Source organism: Paraburkholderia sp. RL17-368-BIF-A (assembly GCF_046054045.1).
In the GTDB taxonomy this organism is placed as follows: domain Bacteria; phylum Pseudomonadota; class Gammaproteobacteria; order Burkholderiales; family Burkholderiaceae; genus Paraburkholderia; species Paraburkholderia graminis.
Genome location: NZ_JARESN010000005.1, coordinates 317,425 through 344,211, shown reverse-complemented (window position 1 = coordinate 344,211; position 26,787 = coordinate 317,425). Strand labels below are relative to the sequence as shown.

General features: G+C 66.0%; 18 protein-coding genes. 2 read left to right on the top strand and 16 right to left on the bottom strand.

Going from position 1 to position 26,787, the window contains the following annotated elements; all coding sequences use genetic code 11:
- Nucleotides 1-82: 82 nt before the first annotated feature.
- From P0D87_RS11940 to bcsB, 9 genes are read right to left on the bottom strand one after another with little or no spacing between them, the layout of a single operon-like run.
- Nucleotides 83-292 (bottom strand): hypothetical protein, encoded by a 210-nt coding sequence (locus P0D87_RS11940; RefSeq protein WP_408636829.1) that lies wholly within the window; start codon nt 290-292, stop codon nt 83-85.
- The gene (gene bcsG / locus P0D87_RS11935) at nt 289-1,851 is read right to left on the bottom strand and encodes a cellulose biosynthesis protein BcsG (RefSeq protein ID WP_053857645.1); all 1,563 of its coding nucleotides are present in this window, start codon (nt 1,849-1,851) and stop codon (nt 289-291) included. Before bcsG ends, P0D87_RS11940 begins: the two co-directional genes overlap by 4 nt.
- Nucleotides 1,852-1,906: 55 nt before the next feature.
- A complete protein-coding gene (gene bcsA / locus P0D87_RS11930; protein ID WP_053857644.1) occupies nt 1,907-4,474 on the bottom strand; it encodes a UDP-forming cellulose synthase catalytic subunit in 2,568 nt (855 codons plus the stop codon).
- A 1-nt stretch (nt 4,475) separates the two neighbouring features.
- Complete coding sequence (bcsQ, locus tag P0D87_RS11925) at nt 4,476-5,255, bottom strand: cellulose biosynthesis protein BcsQ (protein WP_053857643.1); 780 nt, start codon at nt 5,253-5,255, stop codon at nt 4,476-4,478.
- Entirely contained in the window at nt 5,252-5,491 is a 240-nt protein-coding gene (locus P0D87_RS11920; protein WP_053857642.1) for a hypothetical protein, read from the bottom strand. Before P0D87_RS11920 ends, bcsQ begins: the two co-directional genes overlap by 4 nt.
- Nucleotides 5,488-7,482 carry a cellulose biosynthesis protein BcsE gene (gene bcsE / locus P0D87_RS11915; RefSeq protein WP_408636828.1) on the bottom strand — a complete coding sequence of 665 codons (1,995 nt, stop codon included), beginning with the start codon at nt 7,480-7,482 and terminating at the stop codon, nt 5,488-5,490. Before bcsE ends, P0D87_RS11920 begins: the two co-directional genes overlap by 4 nt.
- Nucleotides 7,483-7,493: 11 nt before the next feature.
- A complete protein-coding gene (locus P0D87_RS11910) occupies nt 7,494-11,702 on the bottom strand; it encodes a cellulose synthase subunit BcsC-related outer membrane protein (RefSeq protein WP_408636827.1) in 4,209 nt (1,402 codons plus the stop codon).
- The gene (gene bcsZ / locus P0D87_RS11905; protein ID WP_053857639.1) at nt 11,681-13,123 is read right to left on the bottom strand and encodes a cellulose synthase complex periplasmic endoglucanase BcsZ; all 1,443 of its coding nucleotides are present in this window, start codon (nt 13,121-13,123) and stop codon (nt 11,681-11,683) included. The genes P0D87_RS11910 and bcsZ overlap by 22 nt, the downstream gene beginning before the upstream one ends.
- Nucleotides 13,123-15,516 carry a cellulose biosynthesis cyclic di-GMP-binding regulatory protein BcsB gene (bcsB, locus tag P0D87_RS11900; RefSeq protein ID WP_053857638.1) on the bottom strand — a complete coding sequence of 798 codons (2,394 nt, stop codon included), beginning with the start codon at nt 15,514-15,516 and terminating at the stop codon, nt 13,123-13,125. Before bcsB ends, bcsZ begins: the two co-directional genes overlap by 1 nt.
- Nucleotides 15,517-15,792: 276 nt before the next feature.
- Here bcsB and P0D87_RS11895 point away from each other — a divergent pair, with 276 nt between their 5' ends.
- Entirely contained in the window at nt 15,793-16,227 is a 435-nt protein-coding gene (locus P0D87_RS11895) for a diacylglycerol kinase (protein ID WP_374709762.1), read from the top strand.
- A 77-nt stretch (nt 16,228-16,304) separates the two neighbouring features.
- Here the strand turns inward: P0D87_RS11895 and P0D87_RS11890 are convergent, their stop codons facing one another.
- Complete coding sequence (locus P0D87_RS11890) at nt 16,305-17,954, bottom strand: methyl-accepting chemotaxis protein (RefSeq protein ID WP_053857637.1); 1,650 nt, start codon at nt 17,952-17,954, stop codon at nt 16,305-16,307.
- Between the two features lie 252 nt (nt 17,955-18,206).
- Here P0D87_RS11890 and P0D87_RS11885 point away from each other — a divergent pair, with 252 nt between their 5' ends.
- The gene (locus P0D87_RS11885) at nt 18,207-19,307 is read left to right on the top strand and encodes an MraY family glycosyltransferase (RefSeq protein ID WP_053857636.1); all 1,101 of its coding nucleotides are present in this window, start codon (nt 18,207-18,209) and stop codon (nt 19,305-19,307) included.
- 63 nt (nt 19,308-19,370) lie between these two features.
- On the opposite strand, the gene P0D87_RS11880 is transcribed toward P0D87_RS11885, so the two are convergent.
- The 6 genes from P0D87_RS11880 to P0D87_RS11855 form a co-directional block, all read right to left on the bottom strand.
- Nucleotides 19,371-21,254 carry a polysaccharide biosynthesis protein gene (locus P0D87_RS11880; RefSeq protein ID WP_053858966.1) on the bottom strand — a complete coding sequence of 628 codons (1,884 nt, stop codon included), beginning with the start codon at nt 21,252-21,254 and terminating at the stop codon, nt 19,371-19,373.
- Nucleotides 21,255-21,266: 12 nt separating this feature from the next.
- Complete coding sequence (locus P0D87_RS11875; protein ID WP_321175780.1) at nt 21,267-22,289, bottom strand: MraY family glycosyltransferase; 1,023 nt, start codon at nt 22,287-22,289, stop codon at nt 21,267-21,269.
- Entirely contained in the window at nt 22,283-23,254 is a 972-nt protein-coding gene (locus tag P0D87_RS11870; RefSeq protein ID WP_053857635.1) for a UDP-glucose 4-epimerase family protein, read from the bottom strand. Before P0D87_RS11870 ends, P0D87_RS11875 begins: the two co-directional genes overlap by 7 nt.
- Entirely contained in the window at nt 23,251-24,096 is an 846-nt protein-coding gene (locus P0D87_RS11865) for a glycosyltransferase family 2 protein (RefSeq protein WP_053857634.1), read from the bottom strand. Before P0D87_RS11865 ends, P0D87_RS11870 begins: the two co-directional genes overlap by 4 nt.
- A 223-nt stretch (nt 24,097-24,319) precedes the next feature.
- Nucleotides 24,320-25,744, bottom strand: coding sequence for an FAD/NAD(P)-binding protein (locus P0D87_RS11860; RefSeq protein WP_053857633.1), 1,425 nt, complete (start codon nt 25,742-25,744; stop codon nt 24,320-24,322).
- A gap of 31 nt (nt 25,745-25,775) precedes the next feature.
- Entirely contained in the window at nt 25,776-26,783 is a 1,008-nt protein-coding gene (locus tag P0D87_RS11855) for an NAD-dependent epimerase/dehydratase family protein (RefSeq protein ID WP_053857632.1), read from the bottom strand.
- Between the last annotated feature and the right edge of the window lie 4 nt (nt 26,784-26,787).

Genomic DNA, 26,787 nt, shown 5'->3' with positions numbered 1-26,787 from the left:
TTGAATTGCTTCGCTTACCGAAGTAATTGCGCGCGCCGGCTCGACCGGCGCGCTTCTTTTAGCGCTTGTTTTAGCGCTTCTGTTACCGCGGCTCTTTCACGAGCCCCATCAGCCGCGCCATCACCGGCCACTTCACCAGCGCCTGCGCATATGCATGCTCGGCCTGCTCGTCGACGTATTTCGACGGATCGATCTCGGGCAGCGAGCGCGCGAGGCCGGCAATGTCGTTGACCGACCACCTGCGCTGCTTCGGTTCCTGCTCCTGCTTCGGCTGCAATTCAGGCTCGTTCACTTCTCGTCCACCCACACGCCGTCCGGCGTTTTCACCACGTAACCGGTTGCCGTCTTCATCGTGACGGTGCCTTCGTTTTCGCCGACCATCTCCGTTTTCGGCAGATCGGCTGCGTACTGCGACAGCGTCACGCCCGGCTTGAACGGACTGTTCGACACCAGATTCGACAGCAGTTGCGACACCGCCAGAAAACTCGTGGGCTGGTCGATGACCGTGGTCGGCCCGTGGCTGCCAGGAAGATTGACGAGCCGCACGCCGACCGGTCCGTGCACGATCCGCGGCGTCGGAATCTCGCGCAGGCCCGCCACTTGGTTCGCGTCGCCGCGCAGCGCAGCGCCATGCTCCGGCACGAACACGATCACCGCGCGCCGGCCCGACGACGCAATCAGATCGGCGAGCCGGTCGAAGTCGTTCATCAGCTTGTTGACTCGCGCCGGATACGATTCGATGCTGGTCTGTCTCACGCCCGGCAACTGGTTGCCGTCGTGCAGGCTGATCGTGTTGTAGTACAGCGCGACCGGTCCTGCCGTCTGTTGCCGTTGCGCGAACCACTTCGCGAGCACGCCGTAGTCGTCGTGAATCGCTGAGCCGTCGAACGCATGCATCGCAACGGGCACGTCGGCGCTCGAGATCATCGGCACATTCGGCACGCCGACGTTGTCCTTGATGATTTGCAGGAAGTTGTCGAAGTGTCCGTCGTGATTCAGGATGGTCTGCGGCGCGAAGCCGGCCTGCGCCAGTTGCGAGAACAGATAACACTGCTGCGCCGCCGGCTTGTACAGGTCGGCATGCGCCTCCTGCCCGCAGCTTGCGCGCAACACGCGGATCGCCGCCGGGCCGCTATAACTTGCCGCGGTGCTGAAGTTCGTGAACAGATAGTCGAAGTGGCTCAACATCGGGTTGTTACGCGCCTTCGATACATCGAGGTCATCCCATGAAAGCGAGCACACGTGCAGCACGATCACGTCGAACTGCTGGTTCGGATCGCTCGTGAGATGGGCCATGCTCACCTGACGTTGCGACTCGCCGGCACGGAACGCGGCCAGCGCCGCGGTATGGTCGAGCGGCGCGCCGGGCTGCGCGACGCCGCCATCCTTCGCACCCGTGCGCAGCGTGGCGGCCGCCTGAATCGTGGCGAGCGCATTGGTGCTCGCCTGCCAGACCGGCAATGCCACGAGCGCGATGATGACGAAGCTCGTCACGCGCAACCAGCGGTTCACCACCACATAAGCGACTATTGCGCAGCAGGCCGCGAACAAGGCCGCGGGCGGAACGAAGCGTTGCGCGAGCTCCATCCAGTAACCGAAGCTGAACGACTCGAGATTGCCGAACTCCTCGACGAGCCGCGCGAACGGCGGAATCGCGGCTTCGTGATACATCAGCACGATGCCGACGGCCAGCGCGATCACCGCGCGCAACACCCGCAGAAGACGGTTGCGCAATGCGCCCGTCGCGGCGAGCGCCAGCGCGAAAGCGATGTTCGCGAGCCACAGCGGATGCAGATGGCCTGTGCTGAACAGATACAGCTTCAGCAGGAAATACAGGTTCCAGACACTCATTCGATCCAACCTCAGATTCCGGCGCCTCGCGCCGACGGTTCAATAGCTCAATGCTTCAATAGCGGCTTTCGTCCAGCGCAAACACCGCACGCAGTTTCTGCGACAGGCCTTGCAGCAGGCGCGAATAACCTTCGGCGCCCATCAGCACCACTTCGGCGAGCCCGCGCAACGGCGCGTCTTCCTCGGTGCGCGCTTCGTCGGCGGCGGCGATCCATGCGTCCGCGCGGCCGAACGTGCATTGCACGAGCTGGCGTTCCTGCTCGAGCGTCAACTCGTCGAACTGCACGCCAAGATGCTGGCCGGCCGCCCGCACCACGTGGACCGGAAAGGCAAACTGCCGGTCGCCGCGGCTCACGCACACCTGCAGCCAGTCGCCTTCAGCGAGCGGCAGGCCGGGCGCGACGTGAAGCCCGAGGCCGCCCGTCGAGTAGTCGCTCGTCATGCACGCGACCGTGGTGCCGTCGCTGAGCAAGAGCGTGGCCGGCATGCTCATCGGCACGCGGTGGCTGCCGCGAATCTGCTTCGCCTCACGCGCGACGCTCACGGCCGCGCCGAGCATCACGAGGTTGTAGGCGGTCCAGAACACGTTCATCAGTACAGTGGCGAACTCCTCGCCGACACCGAACACGATGCGGTACACGCCCGCGAGCATCGCCACCACGTTCAGCACCAGCAGCACGATGTAGGGCTTCGACACGGACCAGTCGAGATAGCCCTCGTCCATGCGGCCGCCCTTGTCCGTCACGTTGAACTTGCCGTGCTTCGGGCTGAAGAACGCGAGCGTGGTCGGCACCGCGATGTACCACGCGAGCACCGATTCGTAGACCTCCGCCCAGAACGAGCGTCGATAGCGGCCTTGCAGCCGCGAGTTCGCGATGCTCGACAACATGATGTACGGCAACACGAATCCGGCGATCGTCGTCGCCGATGCGTTGATCACGTACATGCCGAAGAACAGGAACGCCATCGGCATCGTCAGGAAGATGAGACGCGGCACGCCATAGAAGAAGTGCAGCATCGCGTTGCCGTAGCAGATGCGCTGGAACAGGTTCAGGCCGCGCCCGAAAAACGGATTGTCGATGCGGAAAATCTGCGCCATGCCGCGAGCCCAGCGCGTGCGCTGCTTGATATGGCCGGCGAGGCTTTCGGTGGCGAGGCCCGCGGCCTGCACGTATGGCAGATACGCTGTCGTATAGCCGCGCCGATGCAGCTTGAGCGCCGTATGCGCATCTTCGGTGACGGTCTCGACGGCCACGCCGCCCACTTCTTCCAGCGGCGCACGCTTGATGACGGCGCACGAGCCGCAGAAGAACGTCGCGTTCCACAGATCGTTGCCCGACTGCACGAGCCCGTAAAACAGCTCGCCTTCGTTCGGCACGCGGCGGAAGGTATTGAGGTTGCGTTCGAACGGATCGGGCGAAAAGAAGTGATGCGGCGTTTGCACCATCGCGCACAGCGGATCGCGCAGGAAGGTGCCCATCGTCGTTTGCAGAAACGACCGGCTCGGCACGTGATCGCAATCGAAAATGGCGATGTAGTCGCCGTTCGTCTTCGCGAGCGCGCGGTTGATGTTGCCCGCCTTCGCATGCAGATTGTCGGTGCGCGTCAGATAGCGAATGCCCGCCTCGCGCGCGAATGCTTCGAACTCGGGACGCTTGCCGTCGTCGAGCAGATAGATGTGCAGGCGGTCTTCGGGCCAGTCGATACCCTGCGCCGCGAGAATGGTCGGTTTCACGACCGCGAGCGGCTCGTTATAAGTCGGAATGTAGACGTCGACGCTCGGCCAGCGCGAACGGTCGTCGGGCAGCGGCGACACTTTCCGTTCGAGCGGCCAGGCCGTCTGCACGAAACCGAGCAGCAGCACGAGCCACGTGTACGCCTCGGCGCCGAACAACGCGTAACCGACGATCGCTTCGCTCGGGCCGTGAAAGTCGAGCGTCTGCGTTGCGCGCCACCAGACGTAGCGCAGCATCGCGAGCAACGACAACGACGCGAGCAGCAGCACCGGAAGACGGCCCGGCAGACGGCGGATCAGCAAAGCGAGCGCGATGGTCAGGCCGAAAAACACGTACTGGTTCACGCCGGCCAGCGGCGATGTGCCGACCAGCGCCCACAGCACGGCGCCGAGCGCCGCCAGCATCAACATCAGCCAGCGGATGCGGCCCGCGCGCGTCGCGCCCGCTTCCAGCGAAGTGCCCCAGCGCTGCCACGGCAGTCTCGCCAGTTGGCGGTCGAGCGCGCCGACTGCGCCGCGCCATAAGCGGTAGATGGGCAGCACGCCATAGCGTCCGAGCCAGACCAGGCCGCGCCCGATCTTCGGGGCAATGGAGAGCCGCAGCGGCCGCGGCCGCACGAACACGCGCCACAGCCAGGCGCGCAACGGCGCGGGACGCACGAGATCGAAGCGAGCCGCGAGGAACGCCACCGACACGCGCGCGAGCCACAACGGCAGATCGCGCCGGCCCTCGGCGGGCGGCCGGAAAAAGAGCCGCACCCACCATTCGAGCCGGCCGCCGCCGCTCACGCCGAGACGGCGCGCGAGCCAGTCGCCCGCGCGCGAGCGCAACGGCCGCGCCGCAGGACGGGCGTCGCCGAAGGACCGGTTTGGCTGTGGCGTCGTCATGTCAACGAGGCTCCGAATCCCGCGATGGCTCGGCGAGCGGCGCGAGCCATTCGTCGACCGCGCTTGCCAGTCCTTGCAGGTCGTGCGAGGTCTGCGAATACGGCGCATCGTCGAAAAGCCATGAACCGCGCGCGAATGCTTCGGGCAGCGCGGCGTCGGCATGCAGACGGATGACCGGCGCGGCGCCGGGACCGAGCGCGGCGGACAGCATGGAGAGCGCGTCGCGCTGCATCTCGCGCGCCGGGTTCAGGCGGTTCAGCACGAAGAGCGACTCATTGCGCGCCGCCCGCAATTGCGGCAGATGGCGTGCGAGCGTCGCGAGCGGACCGGGCTCGGGCGGTGTCACGCAGACGATCAGATCCGCGCAGTAGAGCGCCTGCGCCGCATGCACCGACGGATAACGCGGCGTGTCGATCAGCACGACGCCTTGCGCGGGCAGGTCGATGCCCGCGAGCGAGGTCGCGAGCCACGCGGGTTCGTCGGCGAGCAGTTGGCTGATCGACACGAGGCTCGAAAGCGGCACGTCGCCGTGCGGGACGAACAGCACGCCGTCGTCATTGCGCCATGTATGCGCGTGCCAGGGCGCGCCGCTCGCGATGGCCGCGCCGATTCCGTCGGCGGGCAACTCGTCGAGCCCGAGGTGCGGACCAAGCAGGTTTTGCGGATCGAAATCGACGGCGACGACGGGACGGCCGCGGCGCGCGAGCAGCACCGCGAGCGCCGCGGTTAGCGTGGTTCGTCCGGCGCCGCCCGACGTGGAAAGAATCGCGATGGTTTTCATGAGGCGGACGACGCTCCAGTCGCGCGTTCTTCTTCAGCGGCCGGCGCGGCAACGGCTTGCGGCACGAGACGGCCCTTCAGCACGAGCGCGGCGGCATCGAACGGGACTTCATGCCGGGGATCGAAGCGGCGCGTGGCGCGCATGCCGGAACGTCGGCGAAAGTGCTGCCAGACGATCCACAGCGGAATCCCGCCGATCATGCCGATGCCAAAGCAGATGAGGAAAAACAATGTCATAAGGCCTCCTGCTTGCGCAGTGGCATGGCGGCCGGCTCGGCGCGGCGGCGACGTGGGAGTTGCGCGGCGGCGTGTTCGGCGGCGGCGGCGGGTTGCGGCGCGTGGTCGGCTTCGTCGGAAGGCAGGCTGTGTGAGTTGACGGCGCTGGCAGACGGGGCTTGCGCGATGGGTTCAGTCACGCCCGGTGTCGTGGCTTCTGCCGCGGTTTCTTGCCGGCTTTCTGTCGGGGTTTCCACCGGGCGTTGCGATGCATCCTGCGCAACAGCAACAGCAACAGCCACAGTACCAAACAGATCGCTAAAGTCGACATTCGGCACGCGGCGCTCCTCGATGCGCAGCCGCTCGATCTCCGGCAACAACTGCTCGCCGGCGATCAGTTGCCTGCTTTGCGCGAGCGACTCGACCGGCACCTGAAAAATACGCGCCAGCGATCCCTGCGCATCAGCCAGCCGGCAGGCGAACAGGAACACATAGAGGTATGCGCCGTCGGCGGTGAATACATCGCCATTGCGCACCGGCCGACACTGCCGCAGCGCGTCCGCATGCGCGACTTCCGGCTTCAGCAGCAGCTTGACCAGCACATGCGGCAGGTTCAACGACAAGCCACGCCCGAGCACGTTGCTCACGTGATCCGCGAAACGCGCCACGGGCAAATAGCCGCAGACGGCATCGCTCAGCGCAGCGGCGAGCGCGGCGCGGTAATCGGCGGCGACCGGGCGCGCGTTGAGCTGCCCTCTTAACGACTGCATCAGCGACTGCATCCGCGAAAACGGCACGTCGCGTCCGATCACGAGGTTCGCGCCGAGATTCAGCACGAGCAACTCGAACTGATGACGCAGCACCTGGCCGCGTTCGACCAGCACGATCTTCAGCGCGCGCCCGCACCTCCGGCGCAGCGTGTGGATGGTCTCGCACAGCGTCTCGAGCTGATCGCCGCCGCTGTAGTCGAGCACGACGCTCGCCGCGCGCGCACCGAGACTGGCCTTGAGCGCCGCCTGCAAACCGTCGACGATCTCCCACTCGGCAGGCACCCACGGTTCATCGCCGACGGCTTTGCGCGTCGCGATCACGCGCATTTCGTCGCGTGCGATGCGTGCGTCGGCACGGCGGCAGGCTTCTGTTTCCTCGGGCGCGACCATCAGGCGGCCGGCGTTCGTGAAGCGCAGCGCACGCACTTCGCCCGCGGCGAGCGCCGCGCGGCTGCGCCAGAAATCGACATGCCACAACAGTTCGCCGTGAGTCGGCTGCAATCGCGCGACGCCCTGGCAACTGGTGTGGAACGCGTCGCGCTCGGGATCGCGCGCCTCCTGTTCGAGCTGCTCTTCGATCGCCTCGGAATCGAGCGCGAGGTCGTTCGTGGACGCCGCCGCTCGCCCGGCCAGCAGCACGAGCGTGATGTTGCGGGTCTCGCACCAGTCGGCGAGCACGCGGCCTTCGTAGGCGAGATCGTCGGGACGGTCCCAACTAAACCAATGCTCCGCGCCTTCGACGAAGAAAACGCTGCCGCGCCTGAAGCCAAACGGCTTGAGCGCGCGCAGCGCGCCGTAGAGACGCGCCAGCGGCCGTGCCGCGGCATCCGTCTGCGCGCCGCCCGCGGCGGCGTCGCTCGCGGACTCGCGCGGTCTTAGCGTCACGACGTTCAGGCGCGCCGGCAGATCGCCGCCGCCTTTCGCGTGCAAGCGCGCGAGCGGCGCGGCGCGTGTGGCGGACAGCACAAGCGTGACCGAGCGCGCGGCGCAGTCGCGGGCGCTTTCGAACAGCAGCGCGTCGGCTGCCGGGGTGCCCGCGATGCCGTACACGAGGTACACGCTGCCGGGCGCCAGTGTCGCCCAGCTTTCGGGCAGGCCGTCGAGCGCGAGCCGGTCGGGCGCCTTGTTCGGCGCAACCAGGCGCCTGAAGCCGGCGCCGAGCGCGCGCAGCGTCGACACCGACGAAGCCGCGTTGCCCGGCCGTTGGCCGGAATGTCGTGGATCTGACGTTGCGGGTCGCATGCCGTGCCTCCTCAATAGCTCGAATACAGACGCGTCGGCGTCGGCGACAGGCTCGTATCCGGCTTGCGAGCATCCAGGTTGTAGCGCACATAGACCATCGCGGAACTCGGTGCGTAATCGTGCGAGCGGTCGATGTCGAACAGCAGCCCGGCCACCAGATTCGGACTGAAACGGTGTTCGACGACGCCGGTCAGGCCGTAAAGGAACGACACGCCGCGCGTCGAGCTGGCCCCATACACGTTGTTGCTGTTGCTCAGCGCCGCCGGGTTCAGGGCCGCCGACGCCGGCAGACCGTTCGGATAGAACGGCGAACTGCGCTCATACGAGTTCGACACGCCGACCGTCGCCGTCAGATCCCAGCGCCACGCGCCGCGGCGGCCCTGCCATTCGACCGGGAAACCGAGCGACAGATAGCGCTGCGGGCTGTAATAGCCGCCCTGGCCGAAAGTGTAGAACCGCAGATTGTTCGCATAGTGCCATGCATTGCCGACCACGCCGGTGCTGACTCTCATGTCGGCGCGCTCGAAGACCGGCACGGTCGCTCCCGTGCGGAGCGTGATGCCGGTATTGGAAGCGACGTTGCGGCCGGTGAACATCCCGGCGCCGACGTCGGCGAACAGGTTCACGCGGCCGACGTCGACGGAAGAATGCACATCCAGCCCGTCGCGGCGCACGCCGCCCCAGACCGCGCCCGTCCACGGATCGCGCAGGCCCGCGTACGACAGTTCACTGCTGGTTTGCGGCCGCCGCGACAGATTGACGGTGAAGCTGCTGTCGTCGCCGGCCATGCGGTAGCGCACGCCGCCCACGAGGTAATGCACGGGGAAGCCGATCGGCGTCGTGCCGAGATCGAACCGCAGATTGTCCGACCGGTAGCCGATGCCGCCGCCCGCACCGGTCGCATGCTGATGGAAGCTCGCCACCGCGGCAGTGCTGCTGTCCGCCAGCGCCGCGTGCGTGCCGAGCGTGTCGAGCAGGCTCGAGTCGGAGCTGCTCAGCGTGCCCGCATCGAGATTGACGACGTCGACATGCGCGAACACATGTCCGTCGTAACCGACCGGCAACTGCGCATAAATCGGCACCTGCTGCGCGTGATAGTTCGAGATGCCCTCGTCGCCGGACTTGTAGGCCGGATACCACGCCGCTTCAATCGACGGATCGCGGCGCTGCTCCAGATCGCTCAACGCCACTTGCGCCGGCGTGCCGTTCGGACCGGGACTCACGCCGGCGCTGCGCTCCTGCATCTCGGACTTGCGATACAGCGCCGCCGCGTCGTCGTAGCGGCCGAGATCCTCGCTGATGCGCCCCTGCTGCGCAGTCACGTCATAGCGGTCGGGAAACGCGCTCGCCAGTTCGTCGGTCAGCGTCTGTGCTTCATACGGCCGGCGCAACGCGGCCAGCCGGCGCGCCGCCGAGAGCCGCGTATCGATGTCGTCGGGCGCGCTTTGCTCGACAACGCCGTGCACGAGATCGAGCGCCTCGCGGCGCTTGCCGCTTTCCTGAAGCACGCGGGCCAACGCAAGCTGCGCATCGGGATCGTCGGGATGCTCGGCGAGCAGTTTTTCGAGCGTCGCGCGGGCGCCGGCGAATTGGCCCTGCGCGCGCTGCAGATCGGCGACCTCGAGCGTGTAGCGCGGATCGCGCTGGCCCTCTTCGTCGACGGCCGCGAGAACCGCCGCCGCGCGCCGGTAGTCGCCGGCGTCGATCGCGGCGTCCGTCCGGCGCAGCGCAAGCCGCACCGACTGGTCCTGCAGCCGCGCGCGCTGTGCCGCGGTCAACGCGGCGTCGTTGCGCAGGTCGCGCAGCCACGCGTCGAGTTCGTCGTCGCGATGCGCGGAGCCGAGCAGATCGCCATAGCGCAGCCTGACGTCGTCGTCGGTCTGTTGCGGGTGCGCCTTCATCCAGTCGGCGAGGCGCGCGAGACCGCGATCCGGCTGGCCCATGTCGATTTCGAGCGAGCCCACCGACGCGGTCAGGTTCGCGTCGTCGGCGCCGAGCGCCGCGGCTTGATCGAGCGCGGCTTTGCCCGCCTGCGCGTCGCCCGCGGCATACGCGGCGCGCGCCGTGACGAGCGCCTGCTGCGCATCCAGATTGCGGCCGAACGCGCGCATCGCATCGGTCTGGTTCGCGGCCGGTACGCTCGCGAGCAACGCGCGCGCGCCGGCCAGGTCGTCCGTGGAATTGCGGTAGAGCGCGGCGGCGTAATGCATTTCCGGCGAGTCGGAAGCCTTGAGCCCTTCGTCCATCACCGTGCGGCCGAGTTGCGGCAGGCCGAGATCGCGATAGATGCGGGCGAGCGCGAAACGCGTCCAAGGCGAATCCGGTGCTGCGCGCAGCGCCGCTTCGTAACGGTCGATTGCCTGCGCGCGCAGGCCCTGCTGCGACAGCCGCTCGGCTTGCGCCACCAGATTGTCCGCGCGAATCTGCGCGAGTTCCGCGCGATCCGCCGGCGCGCGGAAGCGGTTTTGCACGGCATCCAGCAGCGGCCCGATGCGTTCGTCGCGGCCGGTGTTGTCGAACAGCGTCGCGGTGCTGCGCACCGTCGCGAGGCTCGGATCGCGGGCGCTCAGCAATTCTTTCAGCAAAGGCTCGGCGTTCGCCCAATCTTTTTGCGCAAGCAGCGAGTCGGCGAGCACCAGCTTGGCGTCGGTATTCGATACGTTCATGGCGAGCGCCTCGCGCGCCAACCGCGCGGCTTCGTCCGGCCGGCCGGCCGCCGCGGCTTGCCGCGCGCGGGTGAGCGTGGCCCAGAACTGCGCGGTCCGGGCGAGGCCGGTCCACTTCGCGCGATTGTCGGGCGCGAGTTGCGCGGCGCGCTGAAAGAGCTTTTGCGCCTCGTCCTGGCGGCCCTCGCGCATGCGCAGCAGACCGAGGCCGCCAACCGCCTCGGCGTCATCGGATCGCGCCTGCGCGGCGCGCGTCAGCAGCGGATCGGCAGCGGCCAGATCGTTGCGCGAGAGCAGCGCGAGGCCGCGCTTCTGCGCGATGTAATCGGGATTGCTTTCGAGCCGGCGTTGGGCGTCGACTTTGTCTTTGACCACGGCGAGGCGGTCGTGGAACTCGGTGTCGTCCGGCGCGAGCGCGACGTAGGCGCTCAAGCCCTGCACATAGGCCGGGTCGGGCCCCGCCGACTGCAGCACGCGATGCCACAGGTCCATCGCCGCGCCGTGGTCCACATCGTTGCGGGTGGCCAGCGAACGGGCGATGCGCTCGGCCTCGGGCCGCGTATCGCTGCTGCGATTGAGCAGGCCGGCGAGCGCCATCGCGGCTTGCGCGTCGGCGGGATCGGCGGCGAGCCGCGCGCGCAGCGCGGCGACCGCACGCACCCGGCCGTCCGGCGTGCCGGCGACGATGCTGTAGTACTCCGCGCCGAGCGGCCCGGACGGCGCGCCGTGCGGGAACAGCGCCTCGAGGCGCCGCGCGGCTTCTTCGGACTGACCGCTGCGCGCGAGCAGCCGGATGGTGGCGAGTTCACCGCGGCCGCTCGTGGCCACGCGGAACTCGTCGTCCGACTGTTGCGCGAGTTTGCTGCCGGGCGCGGCCTGGTGCAGCTTCGTCAACGCCGCCTGGGCGGCCTGCGCCTGTCCGAGGCGCAAATTGATGCTCACCAGTTCGGCGAGCAGGACGGGCGATTGCGGCGCGATGAGCAACGCTTTGTCGATTGCCTGCTTGGCGAGGTCGTCGCGACGCTTGGCGCTCCAGAGGCGGGCGGTTGCGTACAGCCGGGAGATGTTGGCGGAATCGGCGGCTGAGGCGGCGGGGGTGGGGTTTGCGGTGCTTGGGGTGGCGGTGGTGGTGATGCTGGTTGCGGCGTTACCGCTGGCCGCGGCGCTGGCTACGGCTACGGCTCTGGCGCTGGCGTGCGCTGCGGCGCGGGCGCTGGAATCGGCGCTGGCGTGGGCTGCGGCGCTGGCGCGAGCGTGGGCTGCGCCGCTCTTGCTGACCTCGGCACTCATGCTGGCTGCGACGGTTGCGCTGGCCGCTGCCGCGCCGCCATTGCGCGTGCCCTTGCCCGCTGACCGCGCGGCGCGTGCTTGTGCCGGCTCGGCCGGCGCCGCCGGCGCCGTCGACGCGGAACCGGAAGCCTGCGCTGCCGCCTCCTGCGCGGCAACAGCATGCGCGAGCGGCGGCATGCCGCACGTGAGACCGGCCAGCCACAGCGCGCGCGCAATTCGCGAGCGCGCGCGAACAGCGACGGTTAGCGTTTCGCGGGACGGCAAACAGAACTCCAGGGCAAGTCGAGCGACCCATCGGCCGCAAAGCGATAGCGGCCATCGCGCCAGCCGAGGCCGAACAGCGTCAGCACGCTCGTGTAATAGCCGGGCGCGGTCTGCGCATCGAGCTGGTCGACCCGCGCGGACTGCCGGTCGGCAATCGACGTCTCGCCGCGCGCGATCAGGAACGGAATCGCCGCAGCCGAAAAGCCCGCGTTGCCGTCGTTCGCTCCGGGTTTCGCGTCGGTCGTATCGATGCGCTCGGGCGGCGCTCCGTGTTCCGCGATATAGCGCGCGAACGGCGTGAAATGATTGAGCAGGCGGCTTTTCAACGGATCGCTGCCGTTGAGCATGCCGATCCACAAGTACACGCGAATCGCGTTGTACGCGCTCTCGGCATGCGTCGCTGGATCGGGCAAAAAGCCCTTGCCCGTGCGATAGAGCGACCAGTCGGGTGAAAAACCCTGCGGCGCCGAGTCGACCAGCATGCGCGCCGACGAATCGACAAGCGCCTGCCAGCGCCGGTCAGAAGCCAGCGCGCTACCGAGGCCGCGCAGCACCTGAACCGGCGCGTAGCTCGGATTGACGCGCCACAAATCGGCCTCGGGATGAAAACCCGTCGGCCCCGGCAAGAGCGTGAGGCCGAGCGTCGGCACGCGCGCGGTCTCCTCGTCAAGCACGCGCCTGGCAAGCGCCGCGCCGCGCGCCGTGTAGCTGCGCTCGTTCCAGACACGCCCCGCTTCGAGCAGCGCATAGGCGATCCACAAGTCGGCGTCGGACGCCGCGTTGCTGTCGAGCACGCCCCATTTGCCGTCCTGCCCTCGCCCCCACAGCCACGCGGGCAGATGAGCCGTGAGATCGCCCTCGGCCAGATTGTTCTCGGTCCAGTGCAACAGGCGGTCGAACGACGCGCGGTCGTTGGCGACGAGCGCAAAGAACAGTCCGTACGACTGGCCTTCGGAGACGGTGCGGTCGTCGTCGGAACCGACGTCGATCACGCGGCCGTCCGGTGAGACGAACTTGCGCCTGAACTGTTCCCACGCGGGCCAATCGGCGGAAACGGCGAGTGCGGTGGATTGCGCGCCGCCGGCGTTGTCGAAGGCGCGGAAAGCCTGGGCGGGACATGCGGCGGTGCTGGCTGCGCCGGTCGCCGACGTAGCAGCGGAAGAAGTAGCCGAAGTACCAGCCGAAGCAGCAGCGGAAGAAGCGGCCGAATTAGCAGCCGAAGAAGCAGCCGAAGAAGCACCCGAAGCCGCGGCCGCAACACTCGCCGGCGCCAGCGCCACACCCGCGGCAAGCCACGCCAGCACCGCGCCGCACACACCCGACGCGACGCGACGCGCGTTGCGTGCGCATGCCGCGCGCGCAACGCCGACAGACGACGACTGCACGCCGTTCGCGCGAACCTGAACTGTGCGCTTCACCATCAGAGACCCCGGCGGCGCGCCGCAAGCTCCTGGAGTGCGACAAAGGCGCCGATCGCCAGCAGCAGACCGCCCAACGCGCCCAGCAAGCCGAGCACGACCGGATGCCTGATCGCGCTGCTCCAGATGCGCGCGTACCACGGCACGTAGCCGACCAGATAAGTTTCGCCGACGCGCAGGCTGTCGATCTGTCCGTCGCGGACCAGCGCGAGATCGCCTTGCAGCCGCGACACGCTGTCCCCGCGTTCGAACACATCGAGCATGTCGGTCAGATGCGCCGGGCTCGTCGCCTGCATGACGACCACGCTGCGCCCCTTGGTGCCCGGCTGCTGGAAGCCGAACAGCGCGGCGAGCGCGCCGTCCTGCTCGAGCTGCGCGCTACCGCCGGCGACGGGCGCGCCGTTACGCCAGTGCTCCTTGACCGAGAACGACGCGCGCACGGTGCCACTCGGTGCGCCTGAGCCGCCCGCGCCGCCGGCCGCGCCTTGCAGCGCGCCGAGCGTCAGCGGCAGCGCCGCTTGCCAAGGCGTTTGCGCAAGCACGCCGGGCGAGCCGCCGACGAACAGCATGTCCTTCGTTTGCGCGAGCGACGCAACCGCCGCGGGTCGAATCACTTGCACGCGCAACGATGGGTAGCCGGTCCACTGGCCCATGTGGCCCATCATCGTCAGGAATGCTTCGAGTTCCTCGGCGCCCGCATGCGGCGGAATCACCACCGCCGTCTGCGAAAGATCGGCGTAGCGCGTGAACGGAAAGCCGCTGTTGGCGAAGAACGCAAGGTTCGGCATCTGCGCGTAGTGGACGAAATGCGAGAAGTCGATCGTCGAATCGGGGTCGACTGCGGCCTGCACCGGATTCGCCGCGACGCCCTGACACAGGCCCGTCTTTTGCGAATCGAGGTTAAAGCGCAACTGCAACTGGTTCGAACTGCCGACGCGAAACGCCGGAATGTCGATCGAGTTGGTCGAGTGGCTCGGCTGGTCCGAGAGCACCGGCAACTGCATGCGCCCTTGCCCGTCCTCGGCGCTCGCTTTCGGCAGACGCAGCGACTTGACGAGCTGATCGTTGATGTTGACGGCCAGCGCGGAATTATTGACCACCGTCGGCGCGGTATAGCGGTAATGCAGGTCGAGCGGAACGCCCGTGCCGCTCCACGAAAACAGGTCCGCGGGCACGCGCAGATTCACGCGGATCGCATCGGGATTGCTGCCGCTGACCTGCAGTTGCGCCGGGTCGTCGACGAGTTCCTTGAACGTGACGGGACGGTCGACCGGCACCCAGCGCGGCGCATCGTAAGGCTTGCGCGGCTCGCCGATGTCGATATGCGCGACCGTCGTCGCCGGGCCGGACAACGCGGCACGGCCGAGCACGAGCGCATCGACGGCGCGCTCGACTTCGGCCGCGTCGCGGCCCGTGACGACGAGCAGCTTCTTGTCCTGCGCGGCGGGGTTGTCGACGACCATCAAGGTCGGGCCGGCCGGCGCGGGCAGCTTCAGTTGCGCGGGCAACGAAGACGCGACGCCGATCACGACGCCGTGGCTGTCAGCGGGAAGCCCCGACACCACCGGAAAGCGCGCCTGACGGTAATCGGCCAGCATGCCGAACCAGGACGCCAGGACGCCGGCGCTGCGCACCGTCTCGTTGTCGGGATTGGCGGGCAACAGGAACGGCAAACGCAGGCGCGACACGTCGCGGCGGTCGAAGAACGGCGCGGGCAGCAGCGCCAGATCGTTCGGCAGACGGACCGCCGACGTTTGCAGGATCAGTTCGCTCGTCGGGCTAATGTCGGCCCACAGCGCGGAGTTTTGCGGGTCTTCGCAATGATCGAGCGTGTAGTGCGCGATCAGGTTCAGGTTGAGCTGGTTGTAATCGGTGAAAAAACGCGGGTCGAGCACGATGTCGCGCGTGACGGCCTGCCCCGCCTGCTCGCGCTCCAGCGGCACCGTGGCGACCGACTCGCCGTTCACCGACACCTTGATGTGCGACATCGGAAACACGAGCGACGGCGAATACGTGTAGCGCACGCGCAGCGTCGCGGCCGTCACCACGCGGTCGAGCCGCACGCCGACGTTGACCGTGCGCGTGTCGTCGAGACCGCGCAGCGCCAACGTCTGATAGGCGCCGAGCATGGAGAATGGCAAACGCAGCGCGCCAGCGCTCGTTGCGGCGGCGGAAGACGCAGGTAGGAGCGGCGCGGCAGCGAGCTTGCCGGCGATTCCAGCGGAAGCAGCCGACGCAGCAGCGGAAACCGAGGACGCGTCGGTTGCGGACGCAACCGTTGTGCGCGCCGGCGCCTCGCCGCCACGCGCGGCCACCGACATCGACGGATAGATAGCCGCTGCGAGCGCGCATGCGCCGGCCACCAGTGACACACAGAACGAGACAGCAGGCTTCATGAACTGATCAGACTCTCGCGCCCCCGCAGCACAATTGCTGGCAATGCTGTGGCAAAGCCAATTCCCTGGCCGGGATGCTGATGGGATAGAAGGAAGGGGCAATAATAAGACAACAGAAGGTAAGGTCACACTGCTTTACGTCACGGCAGCCGAAAACTGGAGCGCAAATCTCAAAATGATGCCGCACGATGTCGCGTGCGCGAGACAGTAGCAGCGCGAACACCCGGCGGCCACACAGACAGAGGCCCGTGTGGCATGCTTCTGCGGATGTCCAGAATGAACCGATCGATGCGCCGCCCGAACGATCCGCCGCCGTCTCCCGTCGCTCCCAAACGCAGCGGAATCTTGCGCGGACTGTTCGCGCTGCGGCACTCTTATGACGGATTCCTTACGACCCTGCGTGAGGAAAGCGCATTCCGTCAGGAAACCGCGCTCGCCGCGGTGTTGATGCCGTTTGCGTTGCTGCTGCCCGTCACGCCGGTCGAACGCGTGCTGCTGATTTCGTCGCTGCTGCTGGTGCTGCTGGTCGAGTTGCTGAATTCGAGTATCGAAGCGGCAATCGACCGCATTTCGCTGGAGCGGCACGAGCTTTCAAAGCGGGCCAAGGATTGCGGCAGCGCGGCGGTCACGTTGTCGCTGCTGATCTGCGCGACGGTCTGGCTGCTGCTCGCCGGGCCGGTGGTCGTCAGGCTGGCTGAGGCTTATCTTTAGTTTTCTTTGAGCTGGCTTCAGAAGCCGCGCGCGGGGCGGGCCCTCCCGGAAGCCCGCCCATCAGTCGACATTCGACGTCAAGCCATTTGCAGCGGCGAAGCGTCGCGCGCCGGCAATACGGGACGGCGCACGCCGTCGCGCGACAGCGAGCGGCCATCCGCGGCTCCGGCCGACTGAGCGCCATCCACGCGAAACACCGCCACCGCGTCGCGCAAAACGGCCGCCTGTTCTTCCAGCGATTTCGCCGCCGCCGCGGCCTCCTCGACGAGCGCCGCGTTGTGCTGCGTGACCTCGTCGATCTGCGAGACGGCCTTGTTGACCTGCTCGATGCCGTCGCTCTGCTCGAGCGCAGCCGCTTCGATCTCTCCCATGATGCCGGTCACGCGCTCCACCGACTGCATCGCCTCGTGCATCGTGCGGCTTGCCTCGGCGACGAGCGATGCGCCCTGCTCCACCTGCGCCGCCGAATCGCCGATCAGCTCCTTGATCTCCTTGGCCGCCGCGCCCGAGCGCTGCGCGAGGCTGCGCACTTCCGACGCCACGACTGCAAATCCGCGCCCCTGCTCGCCGGCGCGCGCCGCTTCGACGGCCGCGTTCAGCGCGAGAATATTGGTCTGAAACGCAATGCCCTCGATCATGCCGATGATCTCCGTCACCTTGCGCGACGACTCCGTAATGCCGTCCATCGTTTCGGTCACGCGCGACACGACCTTGCCGCCGCGCGTGACGGTATCGAGCGCGCCATGCGCCAGCCGGTTGGCCTGCTTCGCGTTGTCCGCGTTCTGCTTCACCGTCGCGGAAAGCTGCTCCATGCTGGCCGCCGTCTGCTGAAGCGCCGCGGCCTGCTGCTCGGTGCGCGCCGACAGATCGGTGTTGCCCGACGCGATTTCGTTTGCGCCCTGCGTGATGGCCGTGGTGCTGCCGCGCACTTGCGAGACCGTTTCGACGAGACCGTCGCGCATCTTCGTCAACGCGCTCAGCAACTGGCCCATTTCATTGCGCGACTGGCTCTTGATCGCCACCGTCAGATCGCCTGCGGCCATGCGCTCGAAGTGCTTGACGGTCGCGTTGACCGGCTTGATCAGCGCCGCCGACAACGCGATGCGCGCCGCCACGCCCACCGCGATGGCGAGCGCGCCGATCGCGGCGAACAGCAGCGTCGCCATCTGGAAGCGTTGTTCCGCGGTCGCGGCCTGGCGATGCTGATTCTCGATCTGCGCGTGTTCGAGCGCGTCGATGGCCTTCGAATACGTGGCGTAAAACGCGTTCGCCGTCTCGCCCTGAATGTTGCGGAACGTGTTGAAGTCAAAGTCGGTGAGCGCCTTGAACTCGAGTTCGATCGCCTTATCGACGAGCGCGCTGCGTGCCTGTTCGACGTTCTGCGCGAGCTTCTGCTCGGCGTCGCTCGCAAACGGGCCGGCCATGTAATTGCGGAAGTCGTTGTTGGACTCGACCAGCACCTTGTGCGCGGCGGGCAGCAGATCGTCGGTCTGCTTGCCGATGCTAAAGAGCGTTTGATACGAGCCCAGCGCCAGTTGCACCTGCAGGAGCTTCTCCGAGCTTGCCTTCAGATGCGAGAGCGCCGACGCGCTGCGCTGCGTGTCGGCGAGGCTGCTGTTGGCGAGCTTCAGCGCGCCATAGCCGACGCCGATCACCGTCAGCAGAAAGGCAACGAATACGCTGATTACCAGCGTCAGGCCGCCACGAATTGTGATGTTGTTTAGCATGGATTCTCCGGAACGGTCTTGTCGATCCGCGGCGAGTGCGTGTTGCCCCGCGTTGTCCGCACTTCGCCGCATCCAGTCTTAACGGCTCGCGGCAAGCCTCGCTGAATAGGTGAAATCCATGACTGGCGCGGCTTTCCGGGCCATTCTCGCCTCACTATCTGGGATAGTCGGCGGCATCGGCGAGCCCGGCGCTTTTCCGGGCGCGCAAGGTTTCGTTTGTATAATTCGGCGTCTTCGCTCAGGCCCACTTTCATGCTTAGTTTTGCGCTCGGCTTTCTCGTTTCACTGCTGATCACGCTGTTGATCGTGCGCTATGCGCATCTGCATGAAAAATTTTCGACGGACACCGATCTCGCCGGCGTGCAGAAATTCCATGTGCGTCCGGTGCCGCGCATCGGCGGAACGGGCATTCTGCTCGGGCTGATCGCGTCGGCGGTGCAATTGCACGGCGCGTACCCTGCGGTGTCGGGCGGCATCCTCGGACTCATTGCGTGCGGCATGCCGGCCTTCGGCTCGGGTCTCGTCGAAGACCTGACCAAGCGCGTGTCGCCGCTCGCGCGTCTAATCTGCACGATGGCCGCCGCCGCGCTCGCGTACTTTCTGCTGGACATCGCGGTGACGCGCATCAGCGTGCCGCCGCTCGACTTTCTGCTCTCGTATGCGGTGATTTCGTGCGCGGTGACGGTGCTCGCGGTCGCGGCGCTGGCGAACGCGATCAATATCATCGACGGCTTCAACGGCCTGGCTTCGATGGTCGCGTTCATGATGTTCGCGTCGCTCGCCTACGTGGCGTTCCAGGTGCACGACCCGATCGTGCTGTCGGCATCGTTCATGATGATGGGCGCGGTGCTCGGCTTCTTCATCTGGAACTTCCCGGCGGGTCTGATTTTTCTCGGCGACGGCGGCGCATATTTCATCGGCTTCATGCTCGCCGAACTGTCGATCATGCTGGTGATGCGCAATCGCGATGTGTCAGCGTGGTATCCGGTGCTGCTCTTCATGTATCCGATCTTCGAGACGTGCTTCTCGATTTACCGGAAGAAGTTTATTCGCGGCATGTCGCCCGGCATTCCCGATGGCGTGCATCTGCATATGCTCGTGTATAAGCGGCTGATGCGCTGGGCAGTCGGTACGCGCACCGCACGCGAACTCACGCGGCGCAATTCGCTGACGTCGCCTTATTTGTGGCTGCTGTGTCTGATTGCAGTGGTGCCGGCTACGCTGTTCTGGCGGCATACGCTGCATCTGTTCTGCTTCGTGGTGGTGTTCGCGGCGACTTATGTGTGGCTCTATGTGAGCATCGTGCGGTTCAAGTCGCCGCGGTGGATGGTGGTGAGGAAGACGAAGCGATAAAATGAAAAAGGCGCTGCATGAAGGCGCCTTTTTCATCTCCTGCCGCACCGCCAATCGGGAACGTCACGACCCTCGCGTGATCGCCACCGGCACACTACGCAATGCAGTCGACGTCGCCGGCTGATATTCCGCAACCCAGCGGCGCAGATCGCGGCGCACTTCGTCGTCGGTGGGAACGCGGTGCTGCATCAGCCACGGCAGCAGGTTGTCGATCAGGCTGTCCGGCACTTCGCGCGCCCGCGCGATACGCAGCTTCGGATGCGGCGTGCGCGTCGTGGTTTCGTCGTCGGCAAGCAGTTCTTCGTAGAGCTTTTCGCCCGGACGCAGGCCCGTGAACACCACGCGAATCTGCTCGTCGGTGAAGCCATAAAGCCGGATCAGATCATGCGCAAGATCGGCGATGCGCACCGGCTTGCCCATGTCGAGAATGAAAATCTCGCCGCCGCGCCCCATGCTCGACGCCTGCAACACAAGCTGCGACGCCTCGGGAATCGTCATGAAAAAACGCGTGATTTCAGGATGCGTGACCGTGACCGGACCGCCGCGCGCAATCTGCTCCTGGAACTTCGGGATCACGCTGCCCGCGCTGCCGAGCACATTGCCAAAGCGCACGGTCTCGAACTGCGTGCGCCGCGCGCCCTGCTGTTGCAGCGACGAGCACACCATCTCCGCGAGGCGCTTGCTCGCGCCCATCACGTTGGTCGGATTGACGGCCTTGTCGGTGGAAATCAGCACGAAGCGCGCGACGTCGTGACGGATCGCCGCACGCGCCACGCGATAGGTGCCGAGCACGTTGTTGCGCACGGCCTGCCACGCGTTGACCTCTTCCATCAGCGGGACATGCTTGTAGGCCGCGGCGTGGAAAACGATATGCGGGCTGTAGCGCGCCATCACCTGATCGAGCAGCAGCGAGTCCTTCACGTCGCCGATGATCGGCACCACCGACACCTTCGGATACTTGTCGCAAAGCTCCTCGTTCAGCCGATAGATGGAGAACTCGGAGACGTCGAACGCGACCAGTTGCACCGGGCCGAAGCGCAGAATCTGCCGGCACAGTTCGGAGCCGATCGAGCCGCCCGCGCCCGTCACCATGACGACGCGATTTTTCAGCAATGCTTCGACGTCGTCGGTGTCGATCATGACCGGGTCGCGGCCAAGCAGGTCTTCGAGATCGATCTGGCGGACGCGCGACAGGAAGGCCTGGCCTTGCGTGACTGCGGTCAACGCCGGCAACACGAGCGCGCGCACGCCGGCTCGCACGCAAAGCGTTGCGACGCGGCGTTGGACGTCGACCGACGCTGAAGGAATGGCGATGATCGCGTACTCGGTTTTCAACTCCTCGGCCATGCGCGGCAATTCGCTGATCGGCCCGAGCACCTTGTAGCCGTAGATCTCGCGACCGTGCTTGGAAACGTCGTCGTCGAGCAGTCCAACGAGACGCCATTCGCTCGAGCGCGACAACTCACGGGCGAGGCTCGCGCCCGCGTTGCCGGCGCCGAGCACGACCACGGGCTTGCCCTGGGCGACGAGGCCGCCGTACAGGTAGAACTCTTTGGTCGCACGGTAAAGCGCCCGCGATCCGCCCATGGCGAGGAACAGGAAGAGCGGCGAGACGACGAGCACCGAACGCGGCACGATCGGCGAGGGCTGCACCAGTACGGAAACAACCATCGCGACAAGCGCGCCCGCGATCACGGCTTTCGAAATCCGAACGAGGTCGGGCAGGCTCGCGAACACCCACATGCCGCGATACAGGCCGAAGATGCGGAACATCATGCCGTAGACCGGCAGAACCCAAAGCAGCGACCGCAGAGCGCCGACGCGGAAGTCGTAGGGAATCGAGCCGTTAAAGCGAAGGAGATACGCGATAAGCCACGATCCGGCAACTGCGGAAAGATCGAACAGGAAAGCGCTGAAAGACAGCCAAGCGGCCTTGTTTCGTAACATCAGCGGCATCCCTTACTTGTCTGACCGTGTTGATTGGAAATGACGCCAGCGCATGTCGATGACCACGCCTGCCAGAAAGAGAACAATCACCCAGGCGGCGACGATACACCACTGAAAAGCGGTAGCGCGGCCAAGAGCAATTATAGCAAGCGTTATGCCAGTGACCATGAGCGCATACCATGCGAGGGCTGTCCTCGCGTGCCCAATCCCACTACGCACCATACGCTGATAGTAGTGCTCGCGGTGCGCTTCCCAAAATTTTTCTCCGCGCAGCAGGCGGCGAGCGAGCGTGACCGACGCGTCGGCGATGAAAGGCGCGAATACCATCACCGGGAACCAGACCGGCCAGACGCCGCCGCGCCAGCCCCAATAACCGAAGGCCCCGGCGAGAAAGCCCAGCGATATCGATCCTGCGTCGCCGAGAAAAATGCGCGCCGGGTGAAAGTTGAAAACGAGGAAACCCAGCGCAGCACCGGACACCGCGACGGACGACCACGCCAGTTCCGGCAAGGGACGCTCGCTGAGCAGAGCGGCGACGGCATAGCCGGCGAAGCCGAACAAGGCCATTCCGCCCGCGAGCCCGTCCGCGCCGTCCATGAAATTGTAGAGGTTGACCAGCCACAACATCAGGAAGGCCAGGACTGCCAGCGCCCACCAGGGTACGCTGGCCGGGAACGCCGCGACCAGGCCGACGACAGCCACCAGGTGAGCCGCGAAGCGGACCCGCGCGGGCAGACCGCGGCGGTCGTCGATCTGTGAAACAGCCGCGAGAAACGCCGTGCCCAAGGCCGCGCACCAGAGCCCCGGCGCTAACAGCAACATCGCCGCCACGCTGACGGGAACAATGCCCCAGCCGCCGACTCGCGGCGTGGGCGCGTGGTGAAGCGAACGGTCATTGGGGACGTCCGTGGCGAGACGCCAGGCAAGTCCGGTTCGCAGCAACGTCCAAAGGATCGCGGCGCAAGCGCAAGCGGCTCCCAGCCCAATCAGGACCGCAGCCGACCAGGCCGGTAACGAGGCAAGGTATCTCAGCACTCGCTGCCTCCTCGTGTGCGGCGATACCAGCGGGCGGTCGCGGCCAGCCCTTCGTCTGTGGAATGCGGAGCGTGCCAGTCCAGCACGGTTTGAATGCGCGTGGTATCCACCTGCAATGCGCCGACGAGCCGATCTATTTGCGCGGAGCGGCCTGTCAGCCGGCCTGCGAGACGCAGCAGGCTCTCAGGTATTGGAACGAGGCGCGCCGGCTTCTCCAAGTGACGGCCCAGCGCGCGGCACAATTCGGCCACGGTCGGCGCGTCGGTGTCCGCGACATGGAAGCATTGCCCCGCGGCGCGTGGATCGATTGCAGAGCGCATCAGCGCATCGGCGAGATTTTCGACATAGACGAGACTGCGTCGTCCGCGCACGGCCCCGAGCGGCAGTGGCATGCCGCGCCATATGCCGTCCATCAGACGCAGAAAGTTCGCGCGCACCTCGGGCCCATAGACGAGCGGCGGACGCACGATCACCACCTCAAGCCCCGACTCGCGACCGTAACGAACGAGCGCCTGCTCGGCGGCCAGTTTCGAGCGGCCGTAAGCGTCTTCGGGAGCCGGCGCATCGTCTTCAGTCAGCGGACGACCGTTGTCGGCTTCCGCGATCGCCTTGATACTGCTGACAAAGACGAAACGCCGTACGCCATGTCGCCGCGCTGCGCGCGCGACGCGCAGCGCGCCGTCGACATTCGTCGCATGGAAAGCGGCTTCGGGATCTTCCGAAACTTCGTGCATGACATGCACGCGCGCCGCCAGGTGGACGACACAATCGGCAGCGAGCGCCGCCGGCCATTGCGCTTCGAGCGCCGCGAAGTCCGCGCTCGGCTCGATCCACTCGCTGACACCCGGCTCGACGCCCCCGCCGCGCCGGACCAGACCGGTGACCGTGTGCCCCGCATCGCAGAAGGCGCGGCACAGCGCGCGACCGACAAACCCGTTGGCGCCAGTAACGAGTACGTGACTCATAGCCACTTCCATCCGAAGCGATTGAAGAACTTGTAGGCGGAAGCCATGAACATGCGGATATGAGCGAAGCCTTTGTTCGCCGCGCCGCCGCCGTGGTGCAGAACCCGGACCGAGGGCGTGTAGACGACCCGCGTGACGTCGTGGGCGCGAAGGCTTAGATCGTAGTCCTCGAAATAAAGGAAGTATCGGGCGTCGAAGCCCGCCAGTTGCTTCAATACGCTCGTGCGAAACATCATGAAGCAGCCGCTGACGATAGGCGGGTCCCAAACGACGTCCTGCGCGTTGATCATGTCGCGCATCTCATACCGTGCGAGGCGCCGCGCGAACCATCGCCGCAACCGTGCAGGCAGAAAACCGCGCGCGAATAGATCCAGAAGCGTGGGGTATCGTCGGCAAAGGAATAGTTGATGGCCGTGCTCATCGCCTATCCAGGGCGTGATAAGTCCGGCCTGCGCATGGGCGTCGAAGAAATCGAAGGCTTTGCACAATGCGTCGGGCGCAAGATCGATGTCGGGGTTCAGCACAAGGTGATAGCGGTTCGCGCTGCGTTCGATCGCGAGGTTGTGGCCGCGGCCGTAGCCCACGTTGCCATGTCCGGAAATGACGGTCGTCGAAACTCCGTGCCGTTCCAGTTCAGTGAGCGTGGCCCGCATGTCAGGCAGGCCGCCGTTGTCCACCAGGTACAGGCTGACCGGCACCCCGGGCCGGCCGGCGCGCAAGCTCTCGCTCGCCGCCGCGAGGCCGGCAAGCGTGGCGTTCAGTTGTTCGATATTCGGGCGATAGACCACCACCGACACGGACAGTCCTTCCAGTCCGGAATGCGGCTCTGCTGTAGCTTTCATGAGTTGTAACTGCGTGTCTTGTGGCGGGCACGTCGGTCGAAATGCCGTTGTTTGGCCGAACAAAAGTTTGCTCAAGCTTGCCGGTTCCGGCAAGTCGGCTTTACGTTCGTAATCGGCGGGCCCGCAATTATCTCATTACCAGGCAGGGGCCAAGGCAGCGCGAGAAGCCGTCAGCTCGTGACGGGGCGCGGCGCGGCAAATAGAGAGCGGACGGCAGCCCCGGTCAGATTCCGCTGCGCACCGCGGAAGCCAGATCATGCAGGAGCTGATCGGCCAGTGTTGCCGCGTGTTGCCGCAATTCGGGCACGGCAATCGCCTCCCAATACATGGCCCGAAGCATGGGACCGACGTAGAAGAGATTGTCAGCCGGGTGACCGCTCGCATCGATCACGCGGTATCGATCGTCGACATCGAGCCCCAAGCGGAGCGTATCGCGACGAATCTGGCCCGCATGAAAGAGCTGCCTGAGCAGAGGCGAACCCACCTTCCCGAGGTCATAGTTCGGCCCGGTGCAATTGATCACGGCGCTGACCGTCAGCGGCCGGAGCGCTCCGGACGGGCGCGTGCCCAGCGCGACATGAAGCATGCCGTCCTGTTCATACGCGTCGCGAACCGCTCCGGCGATACGTTCAACGTGCCCGGCCTTCACCAGATACTGGAGGCGCTGACCAATAACCGGCGCAAGTCTGTGCCGATGGATGTCCCAATACGGCAAAAGCGTGCGGAGGAAGCGCGCGCGCTCCGCAGGCGGGAGACTGCGCCATAGCGTCGATGTGTGCGGGCGCAACTCGTTCAGCGCGTCTCGCCAATCCTCTCCGCGAGCGACGCGCTGAGCGACGCAGTCGCGCAGTGATTTCGCGTAAGCCCTGATGGTGGGAGGTAATGATGCGAACCGCTCCGGGTATCCGACCTTGACCGGCAACCTGGGGTTCGGACGGTGCGTGTGAGGCACGAGACCTCGGCGCGAGAACATGAACACCTTGCGCTCGGGGCTGAGCCGCACGAGGCGCAGCAAAGTGTCGATGCCGGTGTGCCCCATGCCCATGACAGCAACGGGCGCTGCCGGATTTAACGCGTCGATTGCATCGAAGTCCCAAGGCTGCAAGATTCTGTGCGCGACGTCGCTGGAGAAGCACTGCGGCACATCCGGTGCGAAGTGCCCCGTTGCAAGCACGACCCGCTGCGCGTGCAGGATCTGCCCGTCTTCGAATTCGATCCGATACCGCCTGGGCTCTTGCTCCAGGTGCAAAGCGACAGCTTGCCCCCGGTATCGCGTAAGGACATCGGGACACATTCGCTCTGCTTGCGCGAGCGTGTGTTCCAGATAGTCGCCATATACCGTGCGCGGCACGAACGATCCGGCGTTCAACCGCGCATCGAGACGCTCCAGGTATTCGACGAAGTCTCCGGGCCGATCGGGGAACGCGCTCATATTGCCGGCCGGCACGTTCAGTAGAAGCTCGGGGTGTGCAGTGCGATAAGCGAGCCCCCGCCCAAAACCCGGTCCGTTGTCGATCAGGACGACGCGAAGCGTGCTCGCCCGCGCGCCGCGCAGCAGGCCGACTGCCGTCAGCGCGCCACTGAATCCGCCGCCGATGATCGCAATGGTCGTCGCGACGCCCTGGGCGGAGTCGGCCACGTCGGACACCGGCTTCAATGCCCCGTCGCCGCTTGCGCTGCTAGCCAGAATATCCTCCGATTGCCAGCAACGACTGCGCCGCCAATTCGCGCTTCATCCAGGCGGCGAAGCGTTCAACACCTTCCTCGAAATCGACTTTCGGTGACCAGCCGAGCGAACGGCGCGCACTTTCGATGCATAGCACGCTCGCCGGTACGTCGAACGACCGGCCCGGCCGATAGCGTCGAATAGCAGGCTGGCCCACCGTGCGCTCGAGCACATCGAGCACCTCGTTGATACTGTGTCCGCGACCCGATCCGATGTTGAACAGGCGTTCGCTGCCTTTCAGGTCGATCGAGAGCAGCAGCGCAGTCACGACGTCTTCAATGTAGATGTAATCGCGGATGACAGAACCGTCGCCCCAGACTTCGAGTGTTTCGCCCCGAAGGATGCGGCCGAGGAAGACGGCGACGGCCCCTTGCCCCGACTCCGCGCGCTGACCTTCGCCAAAAGGATTGGCCAATCGCAATACCGCGTAATCCAGGCCGTGTTGCTGATGAAACAAAGCGAGGTATTTTTCGATTGCGAGTTTGGCTATCCCGTACGAACACACGGGATTCGTCGGGTGCGTTTCGGGGACGGGCACCGCTTGCGGCACGCCATAGACGGTCCCGCCGGAGGACACGAAAATCACTTTGGTCACGCCCGACTTGACCGCCTGCGTGAGCAGACGAACGGTGCCGAGCAGGTTGGTTTCAACATCGAACGCAGGGTCGGCATTCGACGATTTCGGCAACGTGGTCGACACGAGATGAAAGCAGACGTCGACACCTTCGAGCGCACACGCAAGATCCAGCGGATTAACGAAATCGCCCTGGAAAAGCTCGAAATTCGGATGCTCAATCGCCTGTGCGCAGCGCGCGCCCGTGTGCGGACGCTCGAAACAGCGAACGTAATAACCGTGCTCGAGCAACGCGCGCGTCAAGTGCGATCCGATAAAGCCTCCTCCCCCCAAGACGAGACACCGCTTCGTGCTGGCTGCAATCTCACGACTGGCATGGCTATGCATATTC

Coding starts and splice junctions, on each gene's coding strand:
- bcsG (WP_053857645.1), bottom strand. CDS start 1,851: ATGAGTGTCTGGAACCTGTATTTCCTGCTGAAGCTGTATCTGTTCAGC.
- bcsA (WP_053857644.1), bottom strand. CDS start 4,474: ATGACGACGCCACAGCCAAACCGGTCCTTCGGCGACGCCCGTCCTGCG.
- bcsQ (WP_053857643.1), bottom strand. CDS start 5,255: ATGAAAACCATCGCGATTCTTTCCACGTCGGGCGGCGCCGGACGAACC.
- P0D87_RS11920 (WP_053857642.1), bottom strand. CDS start 5,491: ATGACATTGTTTTTCCTCATCTGCTTTGGCATCGGCATGATCGGCGGG.
- bcsE (WP_408636828.1), bottom strand. CDS start 7,482: ATGCGACCCGCAACGTCAGATCCACGACATTCCGGCCAACGGCCGGGC.
- bcsZ (WP_053857639.1), bottom strand. CDS start 13,123: ATGGTGAAGCGCACAGTTCAGGTTCGCGCGAACGGCGTGCAGTCGTCG.
- bcsB (WP_053857638.1), bottom strand. CDS start 15,516: ATGAAGCCTGCTGTCTCGTTCTGTGTGTCACTGGTGGCCGGCGCATGC.
- P0D87_RS11895 (WP_374709762.1), top strand. CDS start 15,793: ATGAACCGATCGATGCGCCGCCCGAACGATCCGCCGCCGTCTCCCGTC.
- P0D87_RS11890 (WP_053857637.1), bottom strand. CDS start 17,954: ATGCTAAACAACATCACAATTCGTGGCGGCCTGACGCTGGTAATCAGC.
- P0D87_RS11885 (WP_053857636.1), top strand. CDS start 18,207: ATGCTTAGTTTTGCGCTCGGCTTTCTCGTTTCACTGCTGATCACGCTG.
- P0D87_RS11880 (WP_053858966.1), bottom strand. CDS start 21,254: ATGTTACGAAACAAGGCCGCTTGGCTGTCTTTCAGCGCTTTCCTGTTC.
- P0D87_RS11870 (WP_053857635.1), bottom strand. CDS start 23,254: ATGAGTCACGTACTCGTTACTGGCGCCAACGGGTTTGTCGGTCGCGCG.
- P0D87_RS11865 (WP_053857634.1), bottom strand. CDS start 24,096: ATGAAAGCTACAGCAGAGCCGCATTCCGGACTGGAAGGACTGTCCGTG.
- P0D87_RS11855 (WP_053857632.1), bottom strand. CDS start 26,783: ATGCATAGCCATGCCAGTCGTGAGATTGCAGCCAGCACGAAGCGGTGT.